This window comes from Bradyrhizobium sp. WSM2254, from assembly GCF_000472645.1.
GTDB classification, from domain to species: Bacteria; Pseudomonadota; Alphaproteobacteria; order Rhizobiales; family Xanthobacteraceae; genus Bradyrhizobium; species Bradyrhizobium niftali.
Map to the genome: position 1 here is coordinate 211,363 of NZ_KI421447.1, position 25,458 is coordinate 236,820.

20 protein-coding genes are annotated in these 25,458 nt (G+C 66.4%); 10 read left to right on the forward strand and 10 right to left on the reverse strand.

Annotated features, from left to right (window positions below; genetic code table 11):
- Positions 1-9: 9 nt before the first annotated feature.
- Both A3M7_RS0143350 and A3M7_RS0143355 read right to left on the reverse strand, forming a co-directional pair.
- Positions 10-804 carry a protein-L-isoaspartate O-methyltransferase gene (locus tag A3M7_RS0143350; protein WP_027549502.1) on the reverse strand — a complete coding sequence of 265 codons (795 nt, stop codon included), beginning with the start codon at positions 802-804 and terminating at the stop codon, positions 10-12.
- 1 nt (position 805) lies between these two features.
- Positions 806-4,270, reverse strand: a complete 3,465-nt coding sequence (locus A3M7_RS0143355; RefSeq protein WP_027549503.1) for an AAA family ATPase — start codon at positions 4,268-4,270, stop codon at positions 806-808.
- Positions 4,271-4,405: 135 nt separating this feature from the next.
- Here A3M7_RS0143355 and A3M7_RS0143365 point away from each other — a divergent pair, with 135 nt between their 5' ends.
- The 4 genes from A3M7_RS0143365 (at position 4,406) to A3M7_RS0143380 (ending at position 13,081) form a co-directional block, all read left to right on the forward strand.
- Positions 4,406-10,849 carry a non-ribosomal peptide synthetase gene (locus tag A3M7_RS0143365; protein ID WP_027549504.1) on the forward strand — a complete coding sequence of 2,148 codons (6,444 nt, stop codon included), beginning with the start codon at positions 4,406-4,408 and terminating at the stop codon, positions 10,847-10,849.
- A 140-nt stretch (positions 10,850-10,989) separates the two neighbouring features.
- On the forward strand, positions 10,990-11,157 hold the full coding sequence (locus A3M7_RS50220; RefSeq protein WP_198033927.1) for a hypothetical protein: 168 nt from the start codon (positions 10,990-10,992) through the stop codon (positions 11,155-11,157).
- A gap of 215 nt (positions 11,158-11,372) precedes the next feature.
- Complete coding sequence (locus tag A3M7_RS0143375; RefSeq protein ID WP_027549505.1) at positions 11,373-12,104, forward strand: 4'-phosphopantetheinyl transferase superfamily protein; 732 nt, start codon at positions 11,373-11,375, stop codon at positions 12,102-12,104.
- A complete protein-coding gene (locus tag A3M7_RS0143380) occupies positions 12,101-13,081 on the forward strand; it encodes an LLM class flavin-dependent oxidoreductase (RefSeq protein ID WP_027549506.1) in 981 nt (326 codons plus the stop codon). The genes A3M7_RS0143375 and A3M7_RS0143380 overlap by 4 nt, the downstream gene beginning before the upstream one ends.
- Before the next feature lie 146 nt (positions 13,082-13,227).
- Here the strand turns inward: A3M7_RS0143380 and A3M7_RS0143385 are convergent, their stop codons facing one another.
- The 3 genes from A3M7_RS0143385 to A3M7_RS0143395 all read right to left on the reverse strand — a co-directional run bounded on the left by A3M7_RS0143385 (position 13,228) and on the right by A3M7_RS0143395 (position 17,347).
- Positions 13,228-14,253, reverse strand: a complete 1,026-nt coding sequence (locus A3M7_RS0143385) for a histone deacetylase family protein (protein ID WP_027549507.1) — start codon at positions 14,251-14,253, stop codon at positions 13,228-13,230.
- 126 nt (positions 14,254-14,379) lie between these two features.
- Entirely contained in the window at positions 14,380-15,318 is a 939-nt protein-coding gene (locus tag A3M7_RS0143390) for an SMP-30/gluconolactonase/LRE family protein (RefSeq protein ID WP_027549508.1), read from the reverse strand.
- Positions 15,275-17,347 carry a sorbosone dehydrogenase family protein gene (locus A3M7_RS0143395; protein ID WP_027549509.1) on the reverse strand — a complete coding sequence of 691 codons (2,073 nt, stop codon included), beginning with the start codon at positions 17,345-17,347 and terminating at the stop codon, positions 15,275-15,277. The genes A3M7_RS0143390 and A3M7_RS0143395 overlap by 44 nt, the downstream gene beginning before the upstream one ends.
- 207 nt (positions 17,348-17,554) lie before the next feature.
- Between A3M7_RS0143395 and A3M7_RS50225 the strand changes: the two genes are divergently transcribed.
- Complete coding sequence (locus tag A3M7_RS50225; protein WP_027549510.1) at positions 17,555-17,788, forward strand: hypothetical protein; 234 nt, start codon at positions 17,555-17,557, stop codon at positions 17,786-17,788.
- Between the two features lie 9 nt (positions 17,789-17,797).
- Positions 17,798-17,974 (forward strand): hypothetical protein, encoded by a 177-nt coding sequence (locus A3M7_RS50230; protein WP_167771207.1) that lies wholly within the window; start codon positions 17,798-17,800, stop codon positions 17,972-17,974.
- Between the two features lie 187 nt (positions 17,975-18,161).
- On the opposite strand, the gene A3M7_RS0143410 is transcribed toward A3M7_RS50230, so the two are convergent.
- The gene (locus tag A3M7_RS0143410) at positions 18,162-18,935 is read right to left on the reverse strand and encodes an enoyl-CoA hydratase-related protein (protein ID WP_027549511.1); all 774 of its coding nucleotides are present in this window, start codon (positions 18,933-18,935) and stop codon (positions 18,162-18,164) included.
- Positions 18,936-19,062: 127 nt separating this feature from the next.
- Here A3M7_RS0143410 and A3M7_RS0143415 point away from each other — a divergent pair, with 127 nt between their 5' ends.
- Both A3M7_RS0143415 and A3M7_RS50235 read left to right on the forward strand, forming a co-directional pair.
- Entirely contained in the window at positions 19,063-20,652 is a 1,590-nt protein-coding gene (locus A3M7_RS0143415; protein WP_027549512.1) for a gamma-glutamyltransferase family protein, read from the forward strand.
- A 193-nt stretch (positions 20,653-20,845) separates the two neighbouring features.
- On the forward strand, positions 20,846-21,064 hold the full coding sequence (locus tag A3M7_RS50235; protein WP_198033928.1) for a hypothetical protein: 219 nt from the start codon (positions 20,846-20,848) through the stop codon (positions 21,062-21,064).
- A 51-nt stretch (positions 21,065-21,115) separates the two neighbouring features.
- Here A3M7_RS50235 and A3M7_RS0143425 read toward each other — a convergent pair whose 3' ends face one another.
- Genes A3M7_RS0143425 through A3M7_RS0143440 form a run of 4 tightly spaced genes read right to left on the reverse strand, consistent with a single transcriptional unit; the run spans position 21,116 to position 24,589 of the window.
- Complete coding sequence (locus A3M7_RS0143425; RefSeq protein ID WP_027549514.1) at positions 21,116-22,402, reverse strand: FAD-binding oxidoreductase; 1,287 nt, start codon at positions 22,400-22,402, stop codon at positions 21,116-21,118.
- 12 nt (positions 22,403-22,414) lie between these two features.
- The gene (locus A3M7_RS0143430; protein WP_027549515.1) at positions 22,415-23,146 is read right to left on the reverse strand and encodes an amino acid ABC transporter ATP-binding protein; all 732 of its coding nucleotides are present in this window, start codon (positions 23,144-23,146) and stop codon (positions 22,415-22,417) included.
- On the reverse strand, positions 23,143-23,796 hold the full coding sequence (locus A3M7_RS0143435) for an amino acid ABC transporter permease (RefSeq protein WP_027549516.1): 654 nt from the start codon (positions 23,794-23,796) through the stop codon (positions 23,143-23,145). Before A3M7_RS0143435 ends, A3M7_RS0143430 begins: the two co-directional genes overlap by 4 nt.
- 28 nt (positions 23,797-23,824) lie before the next feature.
- A complete protein-coding gene (locus A3M7_RS0143440) occupies positions 23,825-24,589 on the reverse strand; it encodes an ABC transporter substrate-binding protein (RefSeq protein WP_084303051.1) in 765 nt (254 codons plus the stop codon).
- Positions 24,590-24,613: 24 nt separating this feature from the next.
- Between A3M7_RS0143440 and A3M7_RS50240 the strand changes: the two genes are divergently transcribed.
- Both A3M7_RS50240 and A3M7_RS0143450 read left to right on the forward strand, forming a co-directional pair.
- Positions 24,614-24,751 (forward strand): hypothetical protein, encoded by a 138-nt coding sequence (locus A3M7_RS50240; RefSeq protein WP_177234631.1) that lies wholly within the window; start codon positions 24,614-24,616, stop codon positions 24,749-24,751.
- Between the two features lie 19 nt (positions 24,752-24,770).
- A complete protein-coding gene (locus A3M7_RS0143450) occupies positions 24,771-25,421 on the forward strand; it encodes a helix-turn-helix domain-containing protein (RefSeq protein ID WP_049824058.1) in 651 nt (216 codons plus the stop codon).
- Positions 25,422-25,458 lie beyond the last annotated feature (37 nt).

A 25,458-nucleotide genomic window follows, 5' to 3' on the forward strand; every position in this document is an offset into this window, starting at 1 on the left:
AACGAAGCATCAGCCATCCGACGGCAGCCCCTGCTCGATGGCGCGAAACCGCAGCGGCGCCAGGGCGGAGGCGCGCTGCCACCAGTCGGCGACGCGGTCGTCGAGCGCGGTCGTACCGCGGCCCCGGCCGGGAAAGATCCGGATCTGCTGGACCGGCTCCGCCTCGAACCCCTTGCCCTTGCGCGTGATCCTGATGACGGCGCCTTCGCGGTCCCGCTGGGTCAGCGGCACCAGAAGGCGACCGCGCGGACGGAGCGACTGGAGCCAGAGCGGATGCGGATGCGAGAAGCCGGCATGCACGATGATCACATCGGCGGGCGCGCCGATGTCCTCGCATCCGTCGCCGCGGACGACCTCGACATTGCGGTAGGCGCGAAGATAGTTCGCGGCACGAGCCGCAAGCCGCTCGTCGCATTCGATTGCACGCACCCTGCCCTTCGGACCGACGATCCTGGACAGCACCGCCGAGAAATAGCCGAGCCCGCAGCCGATCTGGACCACGCGGTCCTTCTCCCCGACATCGAGCAAATCGATGAAATGCGCCCACAGGCTCGGCAGACCGGTGTCGAGCTTGCGGCGCGCGTCGATCGCGACCAGCACATTGTCCTGGAGATGAACGGGATCGGCGTCGGGTGTCAGCCGGTAGCTGCGCGCCGCCTCGCTCTTGATGCGCCAGGGTCCTTTCGCCAGAAAATCCTCGCGCGGCACGGCGGCGAGCGCTTCGAGCAGGCGCTTCGAGGAAATCCGCTCGCGCTTGGCGATTCTTTCCACGTAGCGCGCACGCGCGGCGGCGAGATCGCTCATGTCAGGGATCGGCCCGTTCACGAACGGGCGCGTCCGACCCGAGCTCGTTGACCAGCTGCATCGCCTGCTTCAGGTCCGGCGTGTAGAAACCCTCGCTGAACCTGGCGACGATCGGCACGAGCAGGAGCCTTGCGTGCTCGCGCTTGCCGGCCTCGAGCGACAGGCGCGCGAGGCTGACGGCGGTGCGAAGCTCCCAGGACAGCGCGCCCTGCTTGCGCGCGATCTCCAGCGACAGGCCGAACAGATCCTCGGCCTCCTGCACCGAGGCCGGGTCGCCGTCCGACAGCGTGATCTCGCCTTGCAGGCGATAGACCTCGGCAAGATAGGAGTGATCGCCGGTCCTTCTGGCGGTCGCGAGCGCGCCGTCCAGCGCGCGCAAGGCGGCATCCCGCATCCCGACCTTGGCGTAGGCTTCCGCGAGCAGGCAGCGGAACCAGCAGCCGGCGAGCCAGGAATCCATCGCCTCATATTCGTCGAGGCCGAAGCGCATCTGGCTGAGGCCTTCGTCGGCTTCGCCGAGCTGGGTCAGCGCCCAGCCGCGCAGGATCGCGGCCTGCTGCTTCCAGTGCAGGAAATTGTGTTCGGTGGCGATGATCATGGCGCGGTTGGCGTGGTCGCGCGTGCCCTCGACGTCGCGCAAATGCTGGCAGAGATAGGCGCCGAACACGAGCGCGAAGGCGAGCGTGAAGGGGTGGCGGATCTTCTCGGCATTCGCGATCGCCTGCTCGCTGTGCTGGCGCGCCGCGTCGGGCCGGCCGAGGAACCACAGGAGATAGCCGAGATAGGACAGCGAGACCACGCCGGGATCGGTGCCGTGGCGCTCCATCAGGTCGGAGTGCAGATCGGGGCTGTAGAGGTTGATGCAGCGGTGCAGATGATGCTGCGAGGCGGCGAAGCGGCCGCGATAGAGCATGGTCATCGCGATCGAGCGATGCGCCTCGATCAGATAGCCGGTCTGCTGTGCCGGCTGCGTCCGCTCGTTCAGCCGCTCGCGCTTGGCGAACTTCAACAGCTCGACGCTGAGATCGTGCGCGCGGGTGAGATCGGCACGGATGAAATGGCAGACCCAGAGGCCGCGCGTGGCGGCAAAGGCCTTTTCGTCGTCATCGAGCTGCTGGCCGAGCTCGAGCGCGCGGATGTAATTCTCCTCGACCTCCTGCACGGCATAGCCCTTGGCGGCGATCAGCGCGTTGCCGAGCGCGATGCGCAGCTCGAGCTCCATCTCGTCGGCGCCCTGCATGCGCGCATTGGCCTGCACGACGCTGAGGCCGCGGCGCAGATGGCCGATCGCCTCGAGATTGGCGCCGCTCTTGGCCGCCTGTTTGCCGGCCTTGAGCCAGAAGCTCGCGGCACCCTCGCTCTGGCCGGATTCGGTCAGATGATGGGCGAGCAGCTCCGGCTCGCGCTCGGTCTTCTCCGGATACATCTCGGCAAGCACCTGCGCGATGCGGGCATGCAGCTTGCGCCGCTCGCTGTGCAGCAGGCTCGCATGCGCGGCGTTCTGGATCATCACGTGCTTGAACGAGTAGAGCGCATCCGGCGGATGGCCACGGCGCATGATCAGCCCGGCTTCCTCCAGATGGTTGAGCGCGGCCTCGATCTGCTCCGCCGACGTGTCGGCGACGGCCTGGAGCGTCTCGTAGGAGAACTCGCGGCCGATGGTGGCGCCGATCTGCGCGATCCGCTTGAACGGGCCCATCCGGTCGAGCCGCGCCATCAGCGAATCCGTCAGGGTTGCCGGGATCGCGAGTTGCCGCCACGGGCCCGACAGCACGTAGCGCCCGTGCCGCTCGGTCAGGAGGTTGGATTCGAGAACGGTCTTGGTCAGCTCTTCCAGAAACAGCGGCACGCCGTCGGTCTTGACGATGATCTCCTCGACGACCTCCTTGGGCAGCTCCCGTCCGGCGACGCGTTCGACCAGCGTCGCGCGCAGCTGCCGGCTCAGGCGGTTCAGCACCAGGGTGGTGATGTGCGAATGCGCGTTCCAGCTGGGCTGGAATTCGGAGCGGGCGGTGATGACGACCAGGATCGGCCGGTTCTGCACCCGGTCGACGAGGAGGTCGATGACCTCGCGGGAGGTCGGATCGATCCAGTGCAGGTCCTCGAACGCGATCACCAGCGGCATCTCGCGCGCGAGGCCGAGGAAGTGATTGACCAGCGCCGCGACCGTCGCATCCTTCTGCTGCTGCGGCGACAGCTCGAGCGGCGGATAGCGGTCTCCGGTCGGTATGGACAACAGCGCGGCAAACAGCGGCGTGACCTGCTCGATGTCGCCATGAGCCGCGGCGATCGCGGTCTCCAGGCTCGCCAGCGACAGCGCGGACGCATCCTCGCGGTCGAGGCCGAGCGAGAATTTGAGTTGCTCGGCGAACGGATAGAACGCGGTGGACGTGTAGTAGGGCGAGCACTGGAACGAGACCTGTCCGTGGCGGTCGCCCGCGATCCGCTCGAAAATCTCCTGGATGACGCGCGACTTGCCGATGCCGGGCTCGCCGAACTTGACCACGACCTGGCCGTCGCCGTCCTTGGCCTGCTGCCAGCGGCCCATCAGCAGCGCGATCTCCTCCTCGCGGTTGACGAGCGGGGTCAGCCGCGTGCCCATCGCGGCGGCGAAGCGGGTCTCCACCCGCGAAGCGCGCACCACGTGCCAGGCTTGCGCCTTCTCCGAGATGCCCTTCAGCGCATGGACGCCGAGATTGCGGTAGTCGAACTTCCCCTTCAGCAGCGACTGGGTCGAGGCGGAAATCACCACGCCGTTGGGCGGCGCCAGGCCTTGCAGGCGCGCAGCGAGATTGACGGTTTCTCCGACCGCGGAGTCGCGCTCTTCGGTGCCCTGTCCCACGAGATCGCCGACCACGACGAGACCGGTCGCGATCCCGATGCGGACCGCGGGCGAGTGGCTGAGCGCGCCACGCGGCTCGATCGCGCGAGCGGTCGACAGCACCCGCACGATCTCGAGCCCTGCACGCACCGCGCGCTCGGCGTCGTCCTCATGTGCGGTCGGATAGCCGAAATAGACCAAAATACCGTCGCCGACGAACCGGGCGGCAAAACCCTCGTAATGCTTGACCACGCGGACGCAGGTCTCGCGGAAGCTTGCGATCATGTCGCGCACGTCTTCCGGATCGAACTGCGCCGAGAGCGAGGTGGAATCCACCATGTCGCAGAACATGGTGGTGAGCTGGCGCCGTTCGGCTCCGACCTCCACCCGGGTCGGCGGAGGTGCCGCCGCGGCGGGCGCCTCCGCCGTTTCAGCCCGGAACAGCGCCGCCATCGCCCGCTGGAGCCGCTTGCGATCGCCAAGAGGCAATCCGAGCTCGACCAGGTCGGATTCGGTCAGATCCCCCATGACATCGAGATCGAGACGGTGCTGCGCGAAGAGATCGGAGTAGTGCGCAAGGCCGATACCTTCGAGCCAGCGCTTCAGCCCGCCATCCGCTTCGGTGCCCGGCTCATTCTCCAGCATGGTGATTCTGCCCAACCTTCACTCCGTCGAAGGGCTTTAGGCCCCTCAACCACAGATTTTGGGGCCCGAACTTCACCTCAGACTGGACGCATTCCCTAACTTCTAGGAAGAATAGCTCAATCAGATCAAAAAGGAATGGCATTGTCGGACATTGCATCCGGAGCGAGAACGGTCGGCGCGAGCGGCGAAACGAAGATCTTTTCCCATATCGGCGGCCTTCTCGACTTCTACGCCCGCAGGACGCCGGCGGCGCCCGCCCTGCTCGCCCCTGGCCGGCCGGCCCTCACCTACGGCGCGCTTGGCGAGCGGACGCAGGATCTGGTCCGCACGCTCCGCGGGCTCGGCATCGCTCCGGGTGACCGGATTGCGGTGGCGTTGCCGCGCGGCGCCGACAGCGCGCTGGCAATGATCGCGGTCGCTTCGACCGGCGCCTGCGTCCCCGTCAATCCTGATCTGACCGCGGACGAGCTGCAACGCTATTTCAGCGAATTGAAGCTGACGGCACTCGTCACCCGGGCCGACATGAACTCGGCCAGTCGCGACGTCGCCAGGGCGCTCGATATCGCGGTGATCGATTTCGTGCCGGGGCCGAAAGACGATCTCGGCGGCTGCGCGTTCGTGGGCCCCACGATCGGTCCGGCGCGCACGAGCGGCGCCTCGCGCGGCGACGACGATGCATTCATCCTGTTGACGTCGGGCACGGCGGCGCGGCCGAAAATGGTGCCGCTCACGCATCGCAATGTGTGCCTGTCCGCCACCAATGCCGGCCGCGTGCTGTCGCTCACATCCCATGATCGCCTGCTCAACGTCCTGCCGCTGTTTCACGCCCATGGTCTGATCTCGGGCCTCCTGACGGCGCTGGCCGCGGGCTCCAGCGTGATCTGCACCGACGGTTTCGACGCCTCGTCGTTCTTCGGCTGGATGCGGGAGCTGCAACCGACCTGGTACACGGCGGTACCGACCATTCATCGCGCGCTGCTGACGGCGGCGGAAGCGAATCCGGACCGTGCCCGGGCCTCGTCGCTGCGCGTGATCCGCTCGGCCTCGGCCTCGCTCGCGCCCGCGATCCTTGGCGGACTGGAGGCGACGTTCGGCGTTCCCGTGCTCGAGACCTACGGCATGACGGAGGCGGCCTCGCAGATCGCCGCCAATCCGTTCGAGCTGCGCAAGGTCGGATCGGTCGGCCGCGCTGCAGGGCCCGAGATCGCGATCATGGACGAGACGGGCCGCATGCTTGCGAGCGGCAAGCACGGCGAGATCGTGCTGCGCGGAGCGAACATGTCGCGTGGCTATCACAATGACGAGGCGGCGACCCAGGCCGCATTCCGCAACGGCTGGTTCCGGACCGGCGATCTCGGCTATCTCGATGCCGACGGTTATCTCTTCATCGTCGGCCGCATCAAGGACGTCATCAATCGCGGCGGGCAGAAGATCTCTCCGCTGGAGGTGGAAGAGGTCCTGCTCAGCCATCCGGCAGTGCTGGAGGCCGGTGTCTTTGCCGTTCCGCACCCAAAGCTCGGCGAGAACGTCGCCGCCGTCGTGGTGTTGCGGGCGAATTCCGAGGCGACCTCGGACCAGTTGCGCCAGTTCGCGCGAAAGCGTCTCGCGGCCTACAAGGTGCCGAGCCTGATCCGCAGCGTGGCGGCGCTGCCGAAGGGCGCCAGCGGCAAGGTCAAGCGCAATGCACTGGCCGATCTGATCGCGACGGCGGAGGACGCCGACGCGGCGCGCCTGCCGCGCACCACGCTGGAAACGCAGCTCGCGGAGATCTGGGCCGGCCTGCTTGAGCTGCCGCAGGTCGGCATCGATCAGGACGTCTTCGCGCTCGGTGCGGACTCGCTCGCGGTGACGCAGATGCGCTCGCGCCTGCGCGAACGCTTCAACGTCGACTTCTCGTTCGAGGACATTTTCGATTGCGCCACGGTCGCCGCGCTTGCGGCCCGGCTGGAGACTGCCGCAACCCATCGCGAAGCGACACTGCCGGCCTGGCGCCGGGCCCTAGCTGCGACAGCGGACGCGCCGCTGTCGTTCCAGCAGCAGCGGATGTACGTGCTCTCGCGGCTCGATCCGACCCGCTACAACTATAATGTCGTCGAAGTCGCGCTTCTCAAAGGTCTGGTCGACGTCGCCGCGCTTTCTGCGAGCCTCACTGCAATCTGCGCCCGCCATGAGGCGCTGCGCTCGGTCTTCATCGAACGGCAGGGCGAGCCGGCGCAGCTTGTGTTGCGATCGCCGCCTAAATTCGAGCGGATCAAGCTCAAGCCCTGCCCGGCAGACAAGCAGGCCGCGGTGATCCGGCGCGAGGCGCTCAAGCTCGCGCAATATAAGTTCGATCTGGCGCACGAGCCGCCGCTGAAGGTCACGCTGCTGTCGTTCGACAAATCCAGCCACGCTCTCGTGGTCAATTTGCATCACCTCGTCACCGATGGCTGGTCGCAGCGGCTGTTCTGGGAGGAGCTCGCCGCCCATTATGCCGCGGCACGCAAGAGCAGCGTAGCGGCGCTGCCCTCGCCCAGTTTCCAGTATCGCGACTTTGCGCTGTGGCAGCAGAGCTGGGCGCGAACGCCGGCGGCAAAGGAGCAGCTCGACTACTGGCGGGCGCAACTCGACGGCGTCACCACGCTGCCGCTGCGGACCGACCGACCACGGCCGGAGATCTGGAGCGGTCACGGCGCCCGTCACTATTTCGAATTCTCCAGAACCCTCTCGGGCGATGTCCGCGCGCTGAGCCAGGACCAAGGCGTCACGCCCTTCATGACCCTGCTCGCGGTGTTTCAGTGCCTGCTCTTCCGTCACACCTCGCATGAGGATGTCGCCACCGGATCGCTGATCGCCAATCGCAACCAGATCGAGAGCGAACGCCTGATCGGGCTGTTCGCCAACACCCTGATCCTGCGCAACGATTTTGGCGGTGATCCGAGCTTCGGCGAAATGTTGCGGCGGGTGCGGCAGGTGACGCTGGATGCCTACCGCAATCAGGATCTCCCGATCGAGGAGGTGCTGCGTGCGCTCCAGATCGCGCGCCGGAGCGACGGCAACCCGCTGTTCCGGATCATGTTCATCCTCCAGAACGCCTCGATCGAGGCGGCACGCTTCCCCGGCCTGTCGACGCGGCGGCTGGAGGTCGATCCAGAAGTGGCGCGCTTCGACATCACGCTCGAGCTGGTCGAGGCCGACGGGCGCTTCACCGGGTTCTTCGAATACGCCACCGATCTGTTCGACGCGGCCACGATCGAAGACATGGCTGCTCAATTCAAGACCCTGCTCAAGGCCGTCATCGCCAATCCGGATCAGCGCATCTCGCGCCTGCCGCTGCTGACCGAAGCCGAACGCCGGCAAACGCTGGCGAAAGGCCACGGCGTGCCGGCCAATTTCACCACCCGCGGCAACTTAAGCGAACGCTTCGACCGTCAGGCCAGGACGACGCCGAACGCTGTTGCGGCGTCGGACGGACACACATCCCTGAGCTATCGCGAACTGGCCCGGCGCAGCCAGGCGGCTGCGCGCTGGCTAGCCCGCGAAGGCGTCGGGTCCGAGAGCGTGGTCGCCTTGCTCGCGCAGCGCGGCCCCGATCTGCTCGCCGCAATGATCGCGGTGCAGCGCGTGGGCGCGGCCTTCCTGAATCTCGATCCCGACCAGCCGCCAGCGCGGCTTGCGACCATTCTCGGATCGAGCTGCGCCCGCGTGCTGCTGACCGGGCGCGCCCAGTCGGCCATGGTCGAGGCGCTGATCGAGCCGCTGGTCGAGCGCATCCAGGTGGCCGAGCTCGAAGACGCGATCGCGCCAGGGGCGACCAAGCCGGCCCGCGCCGCGCGGCGCGCAGCATCCAGCCTCGCCTATCTCATCTATACGTCCGGCTCCTCGGGCGCGCCGAAGGGCGTCATGATCGAGCAGCGCGGGCTGTCGAACCATCTGGCGTCGCTGATATCCGGGCTGAACCTCTCGGCCAGGGATGTGATCGCGCAGACCGCGCCGCAGAGCTTTGTCATCTCGGTCTGGCAGTTCCTCGCCGGACCGATGGTCGGCGCCCGCGTGCACATTTGCGGCAACGCGATCGTGCAGGACCCGATCCTGCTCGCGCAGGAGATCGAGCGCGAGCACATCACCGTGCTCGAGATCGTCCCGTCGCTGCTGCGGGTGATTCTCGATCGCATGGACGAGGCGAAGATCCAGCGCGCCTTCGCAAGGTTGCGCCTCCTGATCTCGACCGGCGAGCCGCTGCCGGTCGATCTCTGCCGCGCCTGGTTCGCCCGCTGCCCGAAGGTGCCGCTGATCAATGCCTATGGTGCGTCGGAATGTTCCGACGACGTCTCCCTGCATCGCCTGACCAAGCCGCCGGCGACCGCGACGGGCAACGTTCCGGTCGGCGCGCCGCTGCCGAACACCCAGCTCTACGTGCTCGACGCCAACCTTGAGCCGCAGCCGGTCGGCGTGACCGGCGAGCTCTGCATCGGCGGCGCCGGCGTCGGACGCGGCTATGTCAACGATCCCGCGCAGAACAAGCAACGCTTCCTGCCCGATCCGTTCTCGCGCCAGGCTGCTAGCCGGCTGTACCGGACCGGCGATCTTGCCCGCCGCCGCGCCGACGGCACGATCGAGTGCCTCGGCCGCGCCGACCATCAGGTCAAGGTTCGCGGCTACCGCATCGAGCTCAAGGAGATCGAGAACGCGCTGGCCGACCATCCGAGCGTGCGCGCCGGCATCGTCGAGCCGCGCCGCGAGGCCAGCGGCGATGTCAGGCTGATCGCCCATATCGTCGCAAGGCCCGGCAGCCGGGTCAGCGCCAGCGAGCTGCGCGAATTCCTGAAGGGCCGGCTGCCCGGCCACGCCATCCCGTCCGCATTCCTGTTCCTGGATCGGGTGCCGCTCAACGCCCATGGCAAGATCGACCGGTCCGCACTGCTGGCGCCCGTGCAGCAGGAAGCGTCGGGGCCGGATGCGGCGGTGCCGGCGCGGCGTTTCACCGAAAAGGTGCTCTCCGACATCTGGATCGATCTGCTGAAGGTCGAGAGCCTCGGTGTCACCGACAATTTCTTCGATCTCGGCGGCCATTCGCTGCTGGCGGGCCAGGCGATGGCGCGCGTCGCCCGTGCGCTCGGCGTCTCGCTGCCGATCAAGACCATCTTCGAGGCGCCGACGATCGAGGAGCTCGCCCGCCGGGTCGACGAGGCCGTGGCCGCCGAGCCGCACAAGCCTGCCGCAAGCGTGTCGCGGCTGATCGAAAGCGGCCCGCCAACGCTCTCGATCGCGCAGGACCAGATGATTCGCATCGAGCAGAACCTGCCGGGCCTGCCGCTGTTCAACCTGCCCTTTGCCTTTCGCCTCCAGGGCCCGCTCGATCCGGCCATCCTCGCCCAGGCGTTCGGCGACATCGTGCGCCGCCACGAATCGCTGCGGACTGCGTTCGGCTGGAACGGCGGGGAGCCCATCAGCCGCCTCGCCACACCCGGCGAACTCGGGCCCGTCCTCACCGTCGAGGTCATCGGCGACGGGCGGCCGCACAACAACAAGCGGCGCCAAGCCCTCGAACTCAGGAAGATCGATCTCCTGATCGAGCAGGAGACCTACACCCCGTTCGACGCCGCGCGGCCGCCGCTGTTGCGGGCACGGCTGTTGCGGCTCCATGCCGACGACCACGTGCTGCTGCTGACGCTGCATCATGCCGCTGCCGACGGCTGGTCGATCGGCGTGCTGTTCGAGGAATTGTCGAGCCGCTATGCGACACTGGCCGGACGTCCCTCGGCGCCGCTGCCGAAACTGCCGCCGGCCTTTTCGGACGTCGCGCGCTGGCAGCGCTGGTGGTGCGGCACCGACGCCGCCCGCCGCCAGGCCGCCGACTGGACGGAGACTCTGCGCGGCGCGGCCCCGGTCTTTGACGGCGACGCAAGCCCGGGCGCATCCACCGGTCACCAACCGCTCAGGCTCGAGCCCGATCTGATCGCGCGGCTCACGGCGTTCGCCGGCCAGCAGAACGCCACGCTGTTCATGTGCCTGCTCACCGGCCTGAAGGCCCTGCTGCTGGCACGGACCGGCCGCACCGACATCTCGGTCGCCACCGCCATGGCCAATCGCGCCCAGCCGGACACCGAGCGAATCGTCGGCCCGTTCGAGAATACGGTGATCGTCCGCACGAAAATCACGCCGGATCTGTCGTTCGCGCAAGCCTTGGTGCGGGTGCGCCAGAGCGTGCTCGATGCGCATGCGCGGCAGGAACTGCCGTTCAATATGCTGGCCGACCATCTGGAGCAGGTGGGGATCGACCCGGCCGCGCTGCTTCAGGTCTATTTCACGCTGCAAAATCCGCTGCGCCAGCCGCTCGATCTGCCGGAGATTGCGGTGCAATCGATCGGAAACGTCGCGCGCGAGGGGCAGCCGGTGCTGCCGATCGACCAGACCTGGCTGTCGCTGATGCTCAAGGAGCGCCCGACCGGAATCACCGGTTCATGCAATTACAAGGGCGAACTGCTCGACGGCCGTATGGTCGGCGAGTGGATGGAGGATCTCGTCGCGCTGCTGGGGACCGCCGCCGCCCAACCCAACACGCCGCTCGGCCGGTTGCTCGATCGCAGGGCGGCTTGACCGGCTGTACAGGACGGGCGAATACTGGTTCACTCGTCAAAGCTGTGAATGACCAAGTTGCATCTTGATTATTTGGCGCCAGCGCGCAAGATTATTCTCGCGTTTCGATTTGGACAATTATTTTAAACCGGGGGAGTGTTATGGGTTTCATCAAATTTACCAAGGGCACCTCGTTGAGCGACAAGGACCGCAAGGCCCTGCAAAAGTTGCTGACTGTCGAGAAGAAGAAGCTCCAGTCCGCGCTGAAGGACGTCGACGCCAGCCTTTCCATGCTGGGCGGCTCGAAGAAGGCCAAGAAGAAAAAGTAAGATTAGTCGGCCGGGACGCCGCACGAATCTTTCGGACAACGGGCCGCTCGCCTGCGAGTTGGGGTCTCGCACAAGCTTGAGCTCGTAAACCGGCCTGCAAATCGACAAGAATTCGCCCGGGTGGACCGATAACAACGGTCCGCTCAGTTGGTTCTTTGATTCTTCCGTCAGGACCGGGGGATTTGGCCTCCGCCTGACGCCATGGGCCTGATTGGATGGCAGACGACAGAATTGAACTGTTTGTCGGACTGATCGAGACTATTGACGCGCCGGGCGCGGCCGATGCGTGCCGGCGCCTGCTCTCGGTCGACGAACGGGTCCGCGCCGACCGCTTCATGTTCGAGCGGCATCGGCGGCAATATATTTTCGCCCATGCCATGCTGCGCCTGGCGCTATCGCAGGTCGCGCCCAACGTCGCTCCCTCCGACTGGTCCTTTGGGGCCGGCCGCTACGGGCGGCCGTTTGTCGCTGCGCCCGCGACCTCGACCGCGCTGCATTTCAGCCTGTCGCATGCCGATGGCTGCGTCGCCTGCGTCGTGTCCAGGCATGAGGCCGTCGGCGTCGACGTCGAAACCGTGTCACGGCGGGTCGCCCCGCTCTCCACCGCGAATCGCTTCTTTGCGCCGGAGGAGGTCGAAACGCTGCGCAGCCTGCCGGAGCCGGCGGCGATCGAGCGCTTCTTCGACTATTGGACGCTCAAGGAGGCCTATCTGAAGGCCAGGGGCTTTGGGCTCAACTTGCCGCTCGACGCCTTCGCGATGCAGGTGTCGCGCGAAGCCATCGAGATCAGCTTCAAACCCGACATCGCCGACGATCCGCAGGGATGGCGCTTCTCGCTGTGCTCGCCCTCCCCCTCGCATCGCCTCGCGATCGCCGACGGCTCCCGCGCGGACGGCGGCCTTCCCATCAGCCGCAATGCCTGGCCGCTCCAGGAAGCGGCTGAATGACGACCTCGCGGCTGCGCGTCTTCCCCGCGATCTCGCGCAACCGCGACCCCAGGACATATGTCGGCGAGCTGATGCGGGTGGCGCAGTTCGCCGACCGCAACGGCTTCGAAGGCATTCTGCTGTTCGAAGGCAACGACGTGTTCGTCGAGCCCTGGGCCATGGCCCAGCACATCATGGCAGGGACGACGCGATCTTCGCCGCTGATCGCCGTCAACCCGGTCTACATGCACCCGTTCACGGCAGCGAAATTCGTCTCGTCCTTCGCGCAGCTCTACGGCCGCAAGGTCTATCTCAACATGATCACGGGGACCGCGGTCAGCGACTTGCAGGGCCTCGGCGACGACCAGTCCCATGCCGACCGCTACGTCCGGCTCGGCGAATTCGTGGCGCTGATGCGGCAATTGCTCTCGAGTCCACGACCGGTGAATGTCGAGGGCCGGTTCTACCGCGCGAGCAATCTGCAACTGCGCCCCCGCCTGCCGGCGGAGCTGATGCCGGAATTCCTGATCGCGGGCCAGTCCGAGGCGGCACAGCGCGTGGCGAAGGAGACCGGCTGCATCAAGATGCAGATGCTGCCGCCCGACCTCGATCGCGGGCTCGACGTATCAGGCATGAATTTCGGCATCTTCGCGCGCGAGAGCCGCGACGAGGCGCGGCAGGCGGCCAAGGCGCGCTTCCGCGACAACCCCGATGATCGCGAGCTGCTCGCGCTCACCGTGGAGAACAGCGACTCCGTGTGGAAGCGGCGGTTGTACGAGGGTCAGAGCGGCGAGCTCGCGGACAATGGCTATTGGCTGCTGCCGTTCCTGACCTTCCAGGCCGACTGCCCCTACCTCGTCGGCAGCTATGCCGAGATCGGCGCGAGGCTGAGGGATTTTGCGGCAAAGGGCCTGACGACAGTCATGCTCGACATGGTCGCGGAGGAGGCCGAGATGCAGCACGTCTGCAAGGCGCTTGCGGCGAGCGGGATGTTTTGAGATTTTTCGCCGCCGCTTGCTGAAGCCTCCGCATCGTCATGGCCGGGCTTGTCCCGGCCATCCGCGCCTTGCTCCGCGGCACGAAGAAACGTGGATGCCCGGGACAAGCCCGGGCATGACGACCTACGGAGCGGCAAAAGCGCACCTCAACGCGCCTCCTCGAATCCTGCCAGCACCGAGGTCAGGTTCGCACCCAGGATGTCCGAGAGATAGCCGCCCTCCTGCACGAACACGGTCGGCAGGCCCATCCTGGCGATGGCCTGGCCGATACGGCGGAAGCCCGGCGTGGTGACGGCAAGGCCCTTCAGCGGATCGTGCTCGGAGGCATCGAGGCCGAGGGCGATGACGAGGGCGCCGGGAGTAAAGGACTCGATCGCCTTGCGCGCAACGTCCATCGCCTGGATGTAGCCGTCGTCGCCGGTGCCGATCGCCAGGGGGATGTTGAGATTGGTGCCGAGGCCCGGGCCTTCGCCGCGCTCGTGCGCATAGCCCCAGACGTAAGGATAATATGCGACGGGATCGGCATGGATCGACACCGTGTACACGTCCGGCCGCGCGTAGAAGATTCCTTGCGTGCCGTTGCCGTGATGGACGTCGACGTCAAGGATCACGACGCGCTCGTGCTTGAGCCGCAGATGAGCCGCGGCGATGGCGCTGTTGTTGAGGAAGCAGAAGCCGCCGGCCATGTCGCGATAGGCGTGATGGCCGGGCGGACGGCAAAGCGCGTAGGTCGCATCCTCGCCGTCCATCACCATCTGCGCGGCGGTGACCGCGACGTCAGTCGCAGCGCAGGCCGCGGCCCAGGTGCCCGGGCCGATCGGCGCCGCAGTGTCGGCGGTGTGCCAGCCGAGCCTGCCGACGATGTGGGTCGGATAGGTCGCGGCGTGGCGCACGGGATGGATGTTGCCGATCATCTCGGGGCCGGAATCGCCGAGCGCAGTCCAGGCGTCCCAGGCCTCGCTCAGGAACGACAGGTATTCCGGGCTGTGAATGCGCGCGCGGGGCCCCTGCCCGAATGTCGTCGGCTCCACCAGTTGATGCTTGCCGTCCTTCAACCCCTTGAGCAGGCGGTCGGCGCGCTCGGGCTGCTCGGTGGTGCGTTTGACGACGCCGCGAACCAGGAAGAATTGCGGATCATGGCTGCGGTGCAGTTCGGTATGGACGGCTTTCACTCAAACACTCCGTGGGTCGCTTTGACGGTGCCACAGATTCTTGAGCGCTGCGGCGGCCAGATGCAAGCAAGAAGAATGCCGCCGCTGTCGTACCGCCCTGTGTCGGAAGCAGATCGCCCCTGAGGCTCAGCAGCGCCCGCGCTGGAGACAGTGCTCGCGACCCGGCTGGTCGGTACGGAAGGCCTCGACGAAGCCGCCCTGGCGCTGCGTGACGAAGACGGTCTTGCCGTCATTGCCGCCGAAGGCGAGGTTGGTCGGCTCCTTGCCTTTCAACGCGATCTCGCGCTCGATCGCGCCATTGGGCTTCATCAGCGCGATCGTGCCCTTGAGAATGCGCGCGACGTAGAGGCGGCCGGCAACGTCGGTGCGCAGCCCGTCGACGGTGTCGGGCTGAAACGACTTCACCAGCCTTGCGCTGGTGAGCTCGTTGCCGCTGATCGTGTAGGACCAGATCTGGCCGCTGCTGGACTCGCCGACATAGAGCGTCTTGCCATCGGGACTGAGGTCGATGCCGTTGGTCGTGCCCATCGCGCGGGGCGCCGGCATCACCTGCCCCTGCACCGTTCCGTCGGCGGCTTTCGCGATGCGCCAGATGTGGCCCTCGCGGCCCTTCCAGTTCGGATCGCTCGCGTAGATCGTGCCGTCGCGCGCGACCGTGATGTCGTTGGGCTGGTTCATCTCGTCGGAGTGAAACCAGACGGCAGGCTCGGTGCTTCCCTTCGCAATGGCGAAGATGTTGTGCTTCTTGTAGTCGGCAATGAACATCACGCCGCTCCGATCGAAACGGATCGCGTTGCCGACGCTGCCTTCGGGGAGTGTCGTGAACAGCTCCGAAGCGGCAGCGCCCGCAGGCAGCCTGCCGATGGTGCCGGGCTTGCCGAGATTGACGACGAACAGATTGCCATCGAGATCGGCTGCGGGTCCTTCGATGCCGAACGTGTATTCGCTGGCGGGCGTCACCTGCACGCTGTCGAACAGCCTGGTTTCGGCAGCAGCCGGGGGCGTCGCGATGAGCAAAATGCTACTGCACAGGCACCAGAAATTCCTGCCGGATGTAATAGCCATCGTCGTCGGTGCACTCGCCGTTCAGATAGGGATCGGCCGGCCGGAAGAATCGGCTGAAGCCGGGTTTGTCTACAGCGCTCCTTTGTGTCACGACAACGACCTTGGCAGCCGGTATTTCGCCGCATTCCTTGTTGGTCTTGCCAAAGAACTTGCGTTGCGGCGGGCCGGCCTTGATCCGCATCCGCGTTCCCGGAACCATCCTGGCAGCGAGCAGGTCGGCGGTGTCGAGCAGACGCGCATAGCCGGGCTCGGTCTTCGGCAGGCTTTCGCCGCCCGGCGGCATCAGCTTCTCCGCGCCGAGACCGCGAAGGCGCGTGCGCAGCCTGCCGGCATCAGGATCGCCCGGATAGATCCAGCCGTCCTGTGACAGCATGAATCGGAGCACGGTTGCGTCCTTCTCTGCGTCCGACTGTCCTGCCTTCAGGCCGAAATCCGAATGGCAGCCGAGGCAATGCTTCTCGACGAGGCCCTTGCGCAGCGTGGTGAGGCGAACGCTGTTCTGTGCGTCCCTGGCGACGAAGGCCGCGAGCTGGTCGATCATCGCCTGGCTGCGCGTGTCGCAGGGCAGCGGCGCGGGCGCATCGCCCGTAGCGCGGTCAATGCGGATCACGGTCTGGTTCTTGTCCTCGACCAGCCAGATCGCGCCGTCCTCGGCGACCGTCATGCCGACCGGCGCGCCTTGCGGCCGCGCGCCGTTGACACGGTGCCAGCCTGCAATCAGCTCCTCGAACGGTGCGGCGGCGATCTCGCCGGCGTCGGTCTGGAAGCTGTGGGTCGGATCAGCCGCGCAGCTGACGTGGTAGCGCACCGGCGCAGGGCTCGGCTTTGGGAAGCCGTGATCGTCGACATCGTAGACGAGGACGCGGCTGCCGGTCGGGCGATAGCCATGCAGGCCGACCAGCAGCCTGCCCTCCAGCTCCGGGAATTTCGCGCCGTGATAATACAGCATCGCGAGCGGCGCGCCGTGCGGCGGCAGCAGCGAGAACGGCGGCTTGTAGAGCGCATTGGCCGTACAGAGCGATTTGTAGGTCCCGGATTGCAGCACGATCCTGAATTCGGGGCTCGGCGTCGACAGGTCGTAGCAATAGGGCCAGCCATAATGCCTGCCCTGCTCGATCGCGTTGATCTCCTCGTTGGGCTTGAAGATGTCGGGCAGATCGCGGCCATTCTCGCCTTGCAGGAAGGCGTAGCCGGCATCCGGGAAGTTCGGATGCAGTGCCAGCGCCATCGAGTTGCGCAGACCGCGCGCATAGATGGCGTGCGGCGGGTCGGGGTCGTTCGGCTTCAACGCCGGGAAGACGCCGCCTGACGGCGGCGTGAACAGCCAGATCGCGGCCATCGCGGAGGCGCCCTCGGCCGCCGCACAGGGTCTTGTGATCGGCGCGCGCGTGATGCAGTCGTCGCTGTGCGAGCCGACATTGACGAACAGCCGGCCGTCGCGATCGAACACGAACTGCTTGAGCGGATGCGCGCTCTCGTCGAGCCGGGTGCCATCGGGCAGCGTGATCCGGCGGCCCGGCATGTGACGGATGACGGTCTCGACCGTGCCGCGCGGATTGTCGGCGAGCGGATCGAACCGGAAGATCGCCTCCGCAGTCGAGGCATAGAGCTTCTTGTCCGGGCCGATCACGAGGCCGAACGGGTATTCGAGGCCGGTCAGCAGCTCCTTGAACCGCTGGCCCAGGGGCGCATGCGGATCGAGCAGCAGCAGCCGTCCATCGGTGTGGCCCCAGCCGCCCATGTCGGCGACCACGAACAGGTCTCGGCCGGGCACCTGGACGATCGAACGCGGAAATTTGAGGTGATCGTCCTCGCTGGCGACGAGGCCGGCGCAAAATCCGGCCTTCATGTCGATCTGGAGTCTTGGAAAAGCGAGATCGCCGCTGCCGCAGCTTTCCGTGCCGATCGCATAGCCGCTCCTCCTGAGCGACTCGGACGAGGCCGGGGCCAGGCCGAGCAGCACGCCGACGACGGCCACCGCGAACAAGCGCAGGCTCGGGCGTTCACAGCAGAATGTGAAGCAGTTCACAGCGGCCTCCCGGACGTATCGTCCAGGGTTGTTCCATGCCGCCTCAGCGCCGTCCAGTTGCCCATCACCCGCCTGTGATTAAACCTATAACGACCTTGGTGCCGACCAATCTCCGTAGATTCCCTTACCGGGCTCGTCCCGAATGTTTCGCGAATGCCTGGGGTGGTATCGGTTTGCCGTCCCGATCGCTTTCTACAGGAGGCGTGTATGGTCCAGATGTATTTCCACTGCTCCAATACCGAAGGCACGCTGATTGATCGGTACGGCACGGCGGTAGCCAATCTGACCGAGGCACGCGACCGCGCCGCCCAGATCATGCGCACGATGATCCAGACGCCCGGTGCGGAAGACTGGCGCGACTGGGTGATCCATGTCAGCGGCGACGACGGCGAGGAGATCTTCGACCTCCCCTTCACCGCCATGCTCGGCAAGCCGCATTGAGGTGATGCCATGCTGCTTGCTTCACTGACCCTGCTCCGTCAGCCCCTGAACTTCGTTGCCACCAAGTGGCAGACGCTGGTGAAAGTCGCCGGCGACCCCTACCGCCCCGAATTGCACTACATGCGCGGGCCCGGCCCGAAATGGCGCGCCAAGTATCAGGCCAGCCGGCTGAACCGCACGCTCTGAGCGCAGCGGCTTCGTAGAATTCCAGCTAACAGTCTCTCCACTCGTCATGCCCGGGCTTGTCCCGGGCATCCACGTCTTGGCATCCGCGTCAAAGAACGTGGATGGCCGGGACGTAGGCGAGCGGAAGCGACGCCGTCCTTCGGACGGCTATGCCCGGGCATGACGAAATCGGGGACGCAGCACCACCTCACCGCCCGGTGAACTTCGCCTTACGCTTCTCGACAAAGGCATTGCGGCCCTCGATCGCGTCGGCGCTCGTGCGGATCGTGGCCTGAAGCTCGATCTCGCGGCGGAACTGGGCCTCGTAGGTCGCGTGCTCGCTCTCCTCGACCAGCGCGCGCGTCGCGACCAGAGCGCGCGTCGGACCGTCGGCCAGGCGGCGCGCCAGCGTCAATGCCTCCCCCATCAGCTTGTCATCGTCGACGACCTGTCGCACCAGGCCGATCTCCTGGGCGCGTTCGGCCGTCAGCGGCTCGTTCAGGAGCATCAGCTCGAGCGCACGCTGGCGGCCGATCAGCCGCGGCAACAGCCAGGTCGAGCCGAGATCGGGCACCAGCGCGATGCGGCTGAACACCTGGATGAAGCTCGCCGACCGCGCCGCGACGATCATGTCGCCGGCCATCGCGAGGCTGAAGCCGCCGCCGGCCGCCACCCCGTTGACGGCGACGACGACAGGCACGCGGCATTCGCGCAACGCCCTGAAGGCCGGCCAGTAGAAGCGCATCACGCCGGCCGCGATGTCCTCGCCAAGCGCTGCGGAGGCCTTCAAATTCTGTCCCGAGCAGAAGCCGCGCCCGGCGCCGGTGAGGATCAGCGCACGAACACCCTCGTCCTGCGTCATCTCGCCGATCGCAGCCGCGAGCGCGCGGAGCAGGTCCGGCGTCATCGCGTTCAGGCTCGCCGGCTCGTCCAGCGTCAGGATCCCGACCGCGCCATCCCGCGCCTGTTTCACACCAGCCATGCCGCTTCTCCCTTTGGATGTTCTCGTTGGCCGCAATGTGCCATTGTCGGCGCGCTTCGCCAATTGCGGAGCTCTCAAGTCGGCGCAACGAAGCCAAGACCACCGAAGACAGACACAAGACCGCATCATGCCTCACCAGTTCAGCCTCGCCCAAACCGTCCGCAAGCCTGCCGTCAAGACCAAGGGCGGCATCGTCGCCGCGCAGTCGCGCCGGGCCGCCGAAGTGGGGGCGCAAGTGCTGGCGGCGGGTGGCGATTGCGTCGACGCGATCGTCGCGACCGCCATGGCGCTGAACGTGTTGGAGCCCTGGAACAGCGGCATCGGCGGCGGCGGGGCGATGGTGCTCTACCGCGCCATGGAAAATCGCTACGAGGTGATCGACTACGGCATGTGCGCGCCGCAGAGCCTGCGCGTCGCGGACTATCCGCTCAGCGGCGAAGGCGCAGCCTCCGATCTCTTTCCCTGGCCGCGGGTGAAGGACGACCGCAACGTCCATGGCCCCGGCGCGATCGCCGTGCCCGGCGTCGTTGCCGGCATGGAGGAAGCGCATCGCCGCCACGCCAAACTGCCGTGGAAAGACCTGGTCGCGCCGGCCGCCGCACTCGCCGGCGAAGGCCTGCTGGCCGATTGGTGGACCACACTGACGATCGCAAGCTCGGCGGCCGATCTCCGGCGCTATCCCGCAAGCGCAGCGGCGTTCCTGAAGGACGGCCTGCCGCCCAGCGCGCCCTGGGGCATCAAGTTCGAGACGCGGCTGCCGCAGGACAAGTTGAAGGCGACGCTGGCTCACCTCGCCGAAGCCGGACCACGCGATTTCTATGAGGGCGATCTCGCCAGGAGCATCGCATCCGACATCAAGGCCGACGGCGGCTCGCTGTCGGTGGAGGACCTCGCTGCGTTCCGCGCCCATCCGCGCGAGCCGCTGGCGATTCCCTATCGCGGCGGCAAGGTGTTTGCGACGCCGGAGCTCACGGCCGGACCGACGATGGCACATGCGCTGCGCCTGTTGCAGCAGACTCTGAAGCCGGGCACCGCGCCGGATGCGGCGGCCTACGCCGAATATGCGCTCGCCCTCCAAGCGGCCTATCGCGAGCGGCTCAAGGACATGGGCGATGCCGACGGCAAGCGCTCGCTCGGCGCCGAATATCTGGCGCCGGCCTGCACCACGCATTTCTCCGTCGTCGACCGCCACGGCAATATCGCCGCGGTGACACAGACGCTGCTCTCGTCCTTCGGCTCGAAATACGTGACGCCGCACACCGGCATCGCCATGAACAACGGCATCATGTGGTTCGATCCGACGCCGGGCACCACCAACTCGCTCGCACCTGGCAAGCGCTGCCTCACCAACTACACGCCCGTCATCGCCGAGACCAGGGACGGCAAGCGTCTCGCCATCGGCGCCTCCGGCGGTCGCCGCATCCTGCCCGCGGTGATGCAGCTCGCATCCTTTGCGATGGATTTCGGCATGGACCTCGACGCGGCGATCCATCAGCCGCGCATCGACGCCAGCGAGGGCGCGGTCGTGATCGGCGATATCAGGCTGCCGGCGGACACACGCAAGGCGCTTGCGGCGCGCTTCGACTATGCGGAGACGCAGGTGCAGGCGGTGCCGATGAAGTTCGCCTGCCCGAGCGTGGTCATGCGCGACGGCGACACGAATTCGGGCGCGGTCGAGATCTTCCATCCGTGGGCCGATGCAGTGGCGGAGGCTTGAGTCCGTCGGCGGGAGCGCGTGCCAGCGGTGAACCGCGGGCACGTCGCAAGCGGGGATGTGCCAGCACGCGTTGAGCCGATGCGCAATCGCGCATCTCCGCGTGCGTCACGACTCCTCCACATTTGCAGGGAACTTAGCTGCGCACCGTCCGTTCATTGAACGGACAAATGCGCTCGCCCCTCTGGAGGACACGATGAAGAAACTTGCGCTCGCCGCATCGCTGATTATTGCGGCCGGCCTCACATTTGCCAGCCCTGCCCTGGCCAAGGGCGGGCATGGCTACGGGCACGGTCATGGCCACGCGATGGGCCATCATCACCATGGCACACCGCCCGGATGGTCGCATGGGCGCAAGGTCGGCTGGCGCGGTTACGGGTGCCCGCCCGGACTGTGGAAGCAGGGCCGCTGCTGACGCGATCTGCAATTCCTGCAAGGCGCCGCCCCTGACAAGGCGGCGCCTTCTTCATATGCCGAGACGGTCCCGCACCCGCCCCGTGATGACCGCGGTCGTTACCCCCACCGGCCAGAATGCATGCATCGGGATCGGCTTGATGCCGGTGACGGGCATGTCGATCTCGGCCTTGGCGCCGCCGATCAGGCGGCGGGCAAGCTGCGCGCCCATCGCGGTGGAGAGCGCGACGCCGCGGCCGTTGCAGCCGAGCGAGATCAGGATACTTTCGGCCGGCTCATGCACATGCGGATAGTGGTCCGTGGTGATCGCGAGCCGGCTATTCCAGCCATGGGTCCAGGCGACGCCTTTGAGTTGCGGCCATAGCCGCTCGGCGTAGCGGATGAGATAGGCGACATCCGACGGCGAGTTGATCCAGCGCATCGGGCCGCGGCCGCCCATCAAGAGGCGGTTCTGCTGGTCGACGCGGTAATAGACCGTGATGTGGCCGCTCTCGTAGAGCACGGGACGCGTCGGCATGATCGAACGGGCAACCTCGTCGGAGAGCGGCGCGGAGGCGACGATCGAGGAAAACACCGGCACGATGGTGCGACGAAGCGCCGGCCAGAGATCATCGGTGAAGCCGTTGGTCGCGAGCAGCACTTTTTCTGCACGAACAACCGCGCGCGGCGTCTCGATGCGCCAATGCGCGCCGTCGCGGCGCAGCGACAGCGCCGGCGTCTCGCCATGCACCTTCGCGCCCGCCGAGATCGCGGCGCGCGCGAGACCGCGAGCGTAGCTGAGGGGATGCAGGTCGCCGCCGCGCGTGTCCAGCATGGCGCCGATATAGCGGTCGGAGCCGGTCATCTCGCGCAGCTGCTCGCGGTTCAGATATGTCACCGGCATGCCGCGGCGGATGCATTGCTGCGCGGTCTTCTCGATCGCAGCGGCACTGGCCTCGTTGTACGCTGCACGTAGCGTTCCGTTCTGCCGCGCCTCGCACGGGATCTGGTAGCGACGGATCAGCTCGTGGGTGAAATTGGTGGTGCCGTACGAGAACTCGATCATGCGGCGGCCAAGTTCAGTGCCGAAATCGGCCTCGATCTGATCGGGGTCGTGCTTCAAGCCGGGATTGGTGTGGCCGCCGTTGTTGCCGGACGCGCCCCAGCCCGGCTCCTGCGCCTCCAGCACCAAGGCCTCGACGCCCTGCTCCGCCAGATGCAGCGCGGTGGACAGGCCGGTGTAGCCGCCGCCGATAATCGCGACGGAGACGGTCTTGTCGACGTCGAGCGGCGGCGTGGCGACCGGCGCTACGGCGGTGTCGGCATAAAGCGAGGGCGGCAGAGGCAGGCGCGCAGTCATGGCGAAGACCGATCAGAGCGGATGCAGCACACGGCGCAGGAAATCCTGCGTGCGCGGGTGCTGGGGTTGGTTGAGCACCGATTTGGCCGCCCCCTGCTCGACGATGACGCCGCCGTCGATGAACAGCACGCGGTCGGCGACGTCGCGCGCAAAACCCATCTCGTGGGTGACGACGACCATGGTCATGCCGTCGTCGGCGAGCTTGCGCATCACGCCGAGGACATCGCCGACGAGCTCGGGATCGAGCGCCGAGGTCGGCTCGTCGAACAGGATGGCCTTGGGCTGCATCGCGAGCGCGCGAGCGATTGCGACGCGCTGCTGCTGGCCGCCGGACAGCTGCGGCGGGTGCGCGTCGGCTTTCTCAGCGAGGCCGACCTGGGCAAGCAGCACGCGGCCGCGCTCGAGCACCTGCGCACGCGGCTCCTTCTTCACATAGAGCGGCCCCTCGACCACGTTCTCCAGCACCGTGCGATGCGGAAACAGGTTGAAGCGCTGGAACACCATCGAGACCTGGGTGCGCACTTTCACGATCGACGGCGCATCGCGGTCGACCTTCAATCCTTCGACGCTGATCTCGCCGCGGTCGTAGCTTTCCAGCCCGTTGATGCAACGCAAAATGGTCGACTTGCCGGAACCGGAGGGGCCGACGATGCAGACCACCTCGCCCTTCTGGACGGAGGCCGTGATGCCCTTGAGCACCTCGTTCTGGCCAAAGCTCTTGTGGACGTCTGTGAGCTCGATCATTTCTTGCCCGCCCGCTTTTCGAAGTGACGGACCAGCAGGATCAGCGGGATGCTCATGGTGAGGTACATCAGCGCGACCAGCGTGAACACATTGGTGTTCTTGAAGGTCGAGGACGCAATCAGCTTGCCCTGGAGCGCTAGCTCAGCGACCGTGATCGTGGAGGCTTGCGAGGAATCCTTCAGCATCATGATCATGACGTTGCCGTAAGGAGGCAGCACGATGCGCACCGCCTGCGGCAGCACCACGCGGCGCATCGTCAGCCACCAGCCCATGCCGATCGACTGCGCCGCCTCGATCTGGCCCTTGTCGATCGCCTCGATGCCCGCGCGGAAATTCTCGGCCTGGTAGGCCGAATAGGCGATGCCGAGCCCGAGGATCGCGGCCTGCAAGGCCGACAGCGTGACACCGAGATCGGGCATCACGAAATAGAGGTAGAACAAGAGCACGATGATCGGGATACCCCGGATCACGTTGATCAGGCTGGCGCTGAGCATCGACAGCACCTTGATGCCGGAGACCCGCATCATCGCCCAGATCAGACCCAGCACCGTCGAGAGCAGCAGCGAGCCGATGGTGACGATGATCGTCAGCGCGACGCCGCTCATCAGAATCGGGAAGAACTCGGCCGCGTCGTGCCAAAAGCCTTTCATCGGGCAGCCTTCGATCAGCGTCTAACGATCAGCCCTGAGCCTTCTGGCCCCACTTCTCGAGGATCTTGTCGATGGTGCCGTTAGCCTTCAGCTTTGCCAGCGAGGCGTTGATCTTGCCGAGCAGCGCGGTCTCGCCCTTGCGCACGCCGATGCCGACCGAGCCGACGGTGACGGGCTTGTAGCCGTCGACGAGACGCACCTCGGGGAAGCCGCCCTGCTTCAGATTGTAGGCGAGGATCGGATAGTCGGCGTAGCCAGCCTTGAGGCGACCGGTGTTCACGTCGCGCAGGATGTCCGGGATGGTGTCGTAGGCCTTGACGTCGGCGAACAGTCCGGACTTCTTCAGCGCATCGACGAAGGCGGTGCCGACCTGTGCGCCGACCGTCTCGCCCTTCAGATCATCCTGCGTGGCATAGGCCTTGGTGTCGCTTTTCGGTACGACGAGGCCTTCACCATAGGTGTAGATAGGGTCTGAGAAGTCGATGACCTCCTTGCGCGGTGCCGTGATGAACATCGCAGCCGCAATGATGTCGATCTTGCTCGAGGTCAGCGACGGGATCAGCGCTGAGAACGCCATCGGCTCGATCTGCACACTGAGGCCGGCGTCCTTGCCGACTTCGGTGACGATGTCGACCATGATGCCCTGGATGGTGTTGGTCTTGGTGTCGAGGAAGGTGAAGGGAATGCCTGTCGGCGTCGAGCCGACCTTCAGCACCTGCTGCGCCGAAGCCGGCATCACCGCTGCAATCGCGAGCGCCGCGACCGCGGCCAGACCAAAACGCTTCAACGCCATCGCATCCCCCTTTGGGTCCGGCCGATGGCGGCGCTCGCAGATGTCTTGATCGCAGACGTTGCGGGCCAAGCCGTTTCGGCCTATTTTCACCAATATGAAAATTTGGTCACACTTTCGCAGGTGATGCAAGCGGTTTTCATGCACATGAAGGAAGCGGTTTGACGTGAGCGGTGGCAAAAGAATGCGCAAACCGGCCGCCGCAAAGGCGGTCAAGGTGGCCAAGGACGCCAGGAAGGCTATCGCGAAGCCCGCGGAGCCTGCAATGGACGTTGCAGTCGGCCGCCGCATCCGCGATCTCCGGCGGATCAGGCAATTCTCGCTCGAGACCGTCGCGGCGCGCACCGGCCTGTCGATCGGCTTCCTCAGCCAGATCGAGCGCGGCCTGTCGTCGCCGTCGCTGCGCGTGCTGGCAACGCTCTCCGACGTGCTCGGCGTCGGCATGGCGGCTTTGTTCGGTTCGAACCCAAGTGCCGACGGAGCCTCCGACCAGGTGGTGACGCGCGGGCTTCAGCGACCGGAACTGAAACTCTGGCGCAGCGGAATTTCGAAGCAATTGCTGAGCGCCGCGGGCAGCGACAACCGGCTCAACCTGTTCCTGGTGCACATCGATCCGGGCGGCTCCGCGGGCGACGAACTCTACACCCATGACGGCGAGGAAGCCGGCCTCGTGCTCGAAGGCGAGATGATGTTGACGGTGGACAGCGAGACGTGGTCGCTGAAGACCGGCGACAGCTTTCGGTTCGCGAGCCGCAGGCCGCACCGGTTTTCCAATCCGGCGCAGGATGCGAAGGCGGTGGTGCTGTGGGTGAATTGCGTGACCGCGGCGGGGTAAGCCCTCTACTCTCCGTCCCGTCACATGGGGAGCCTCG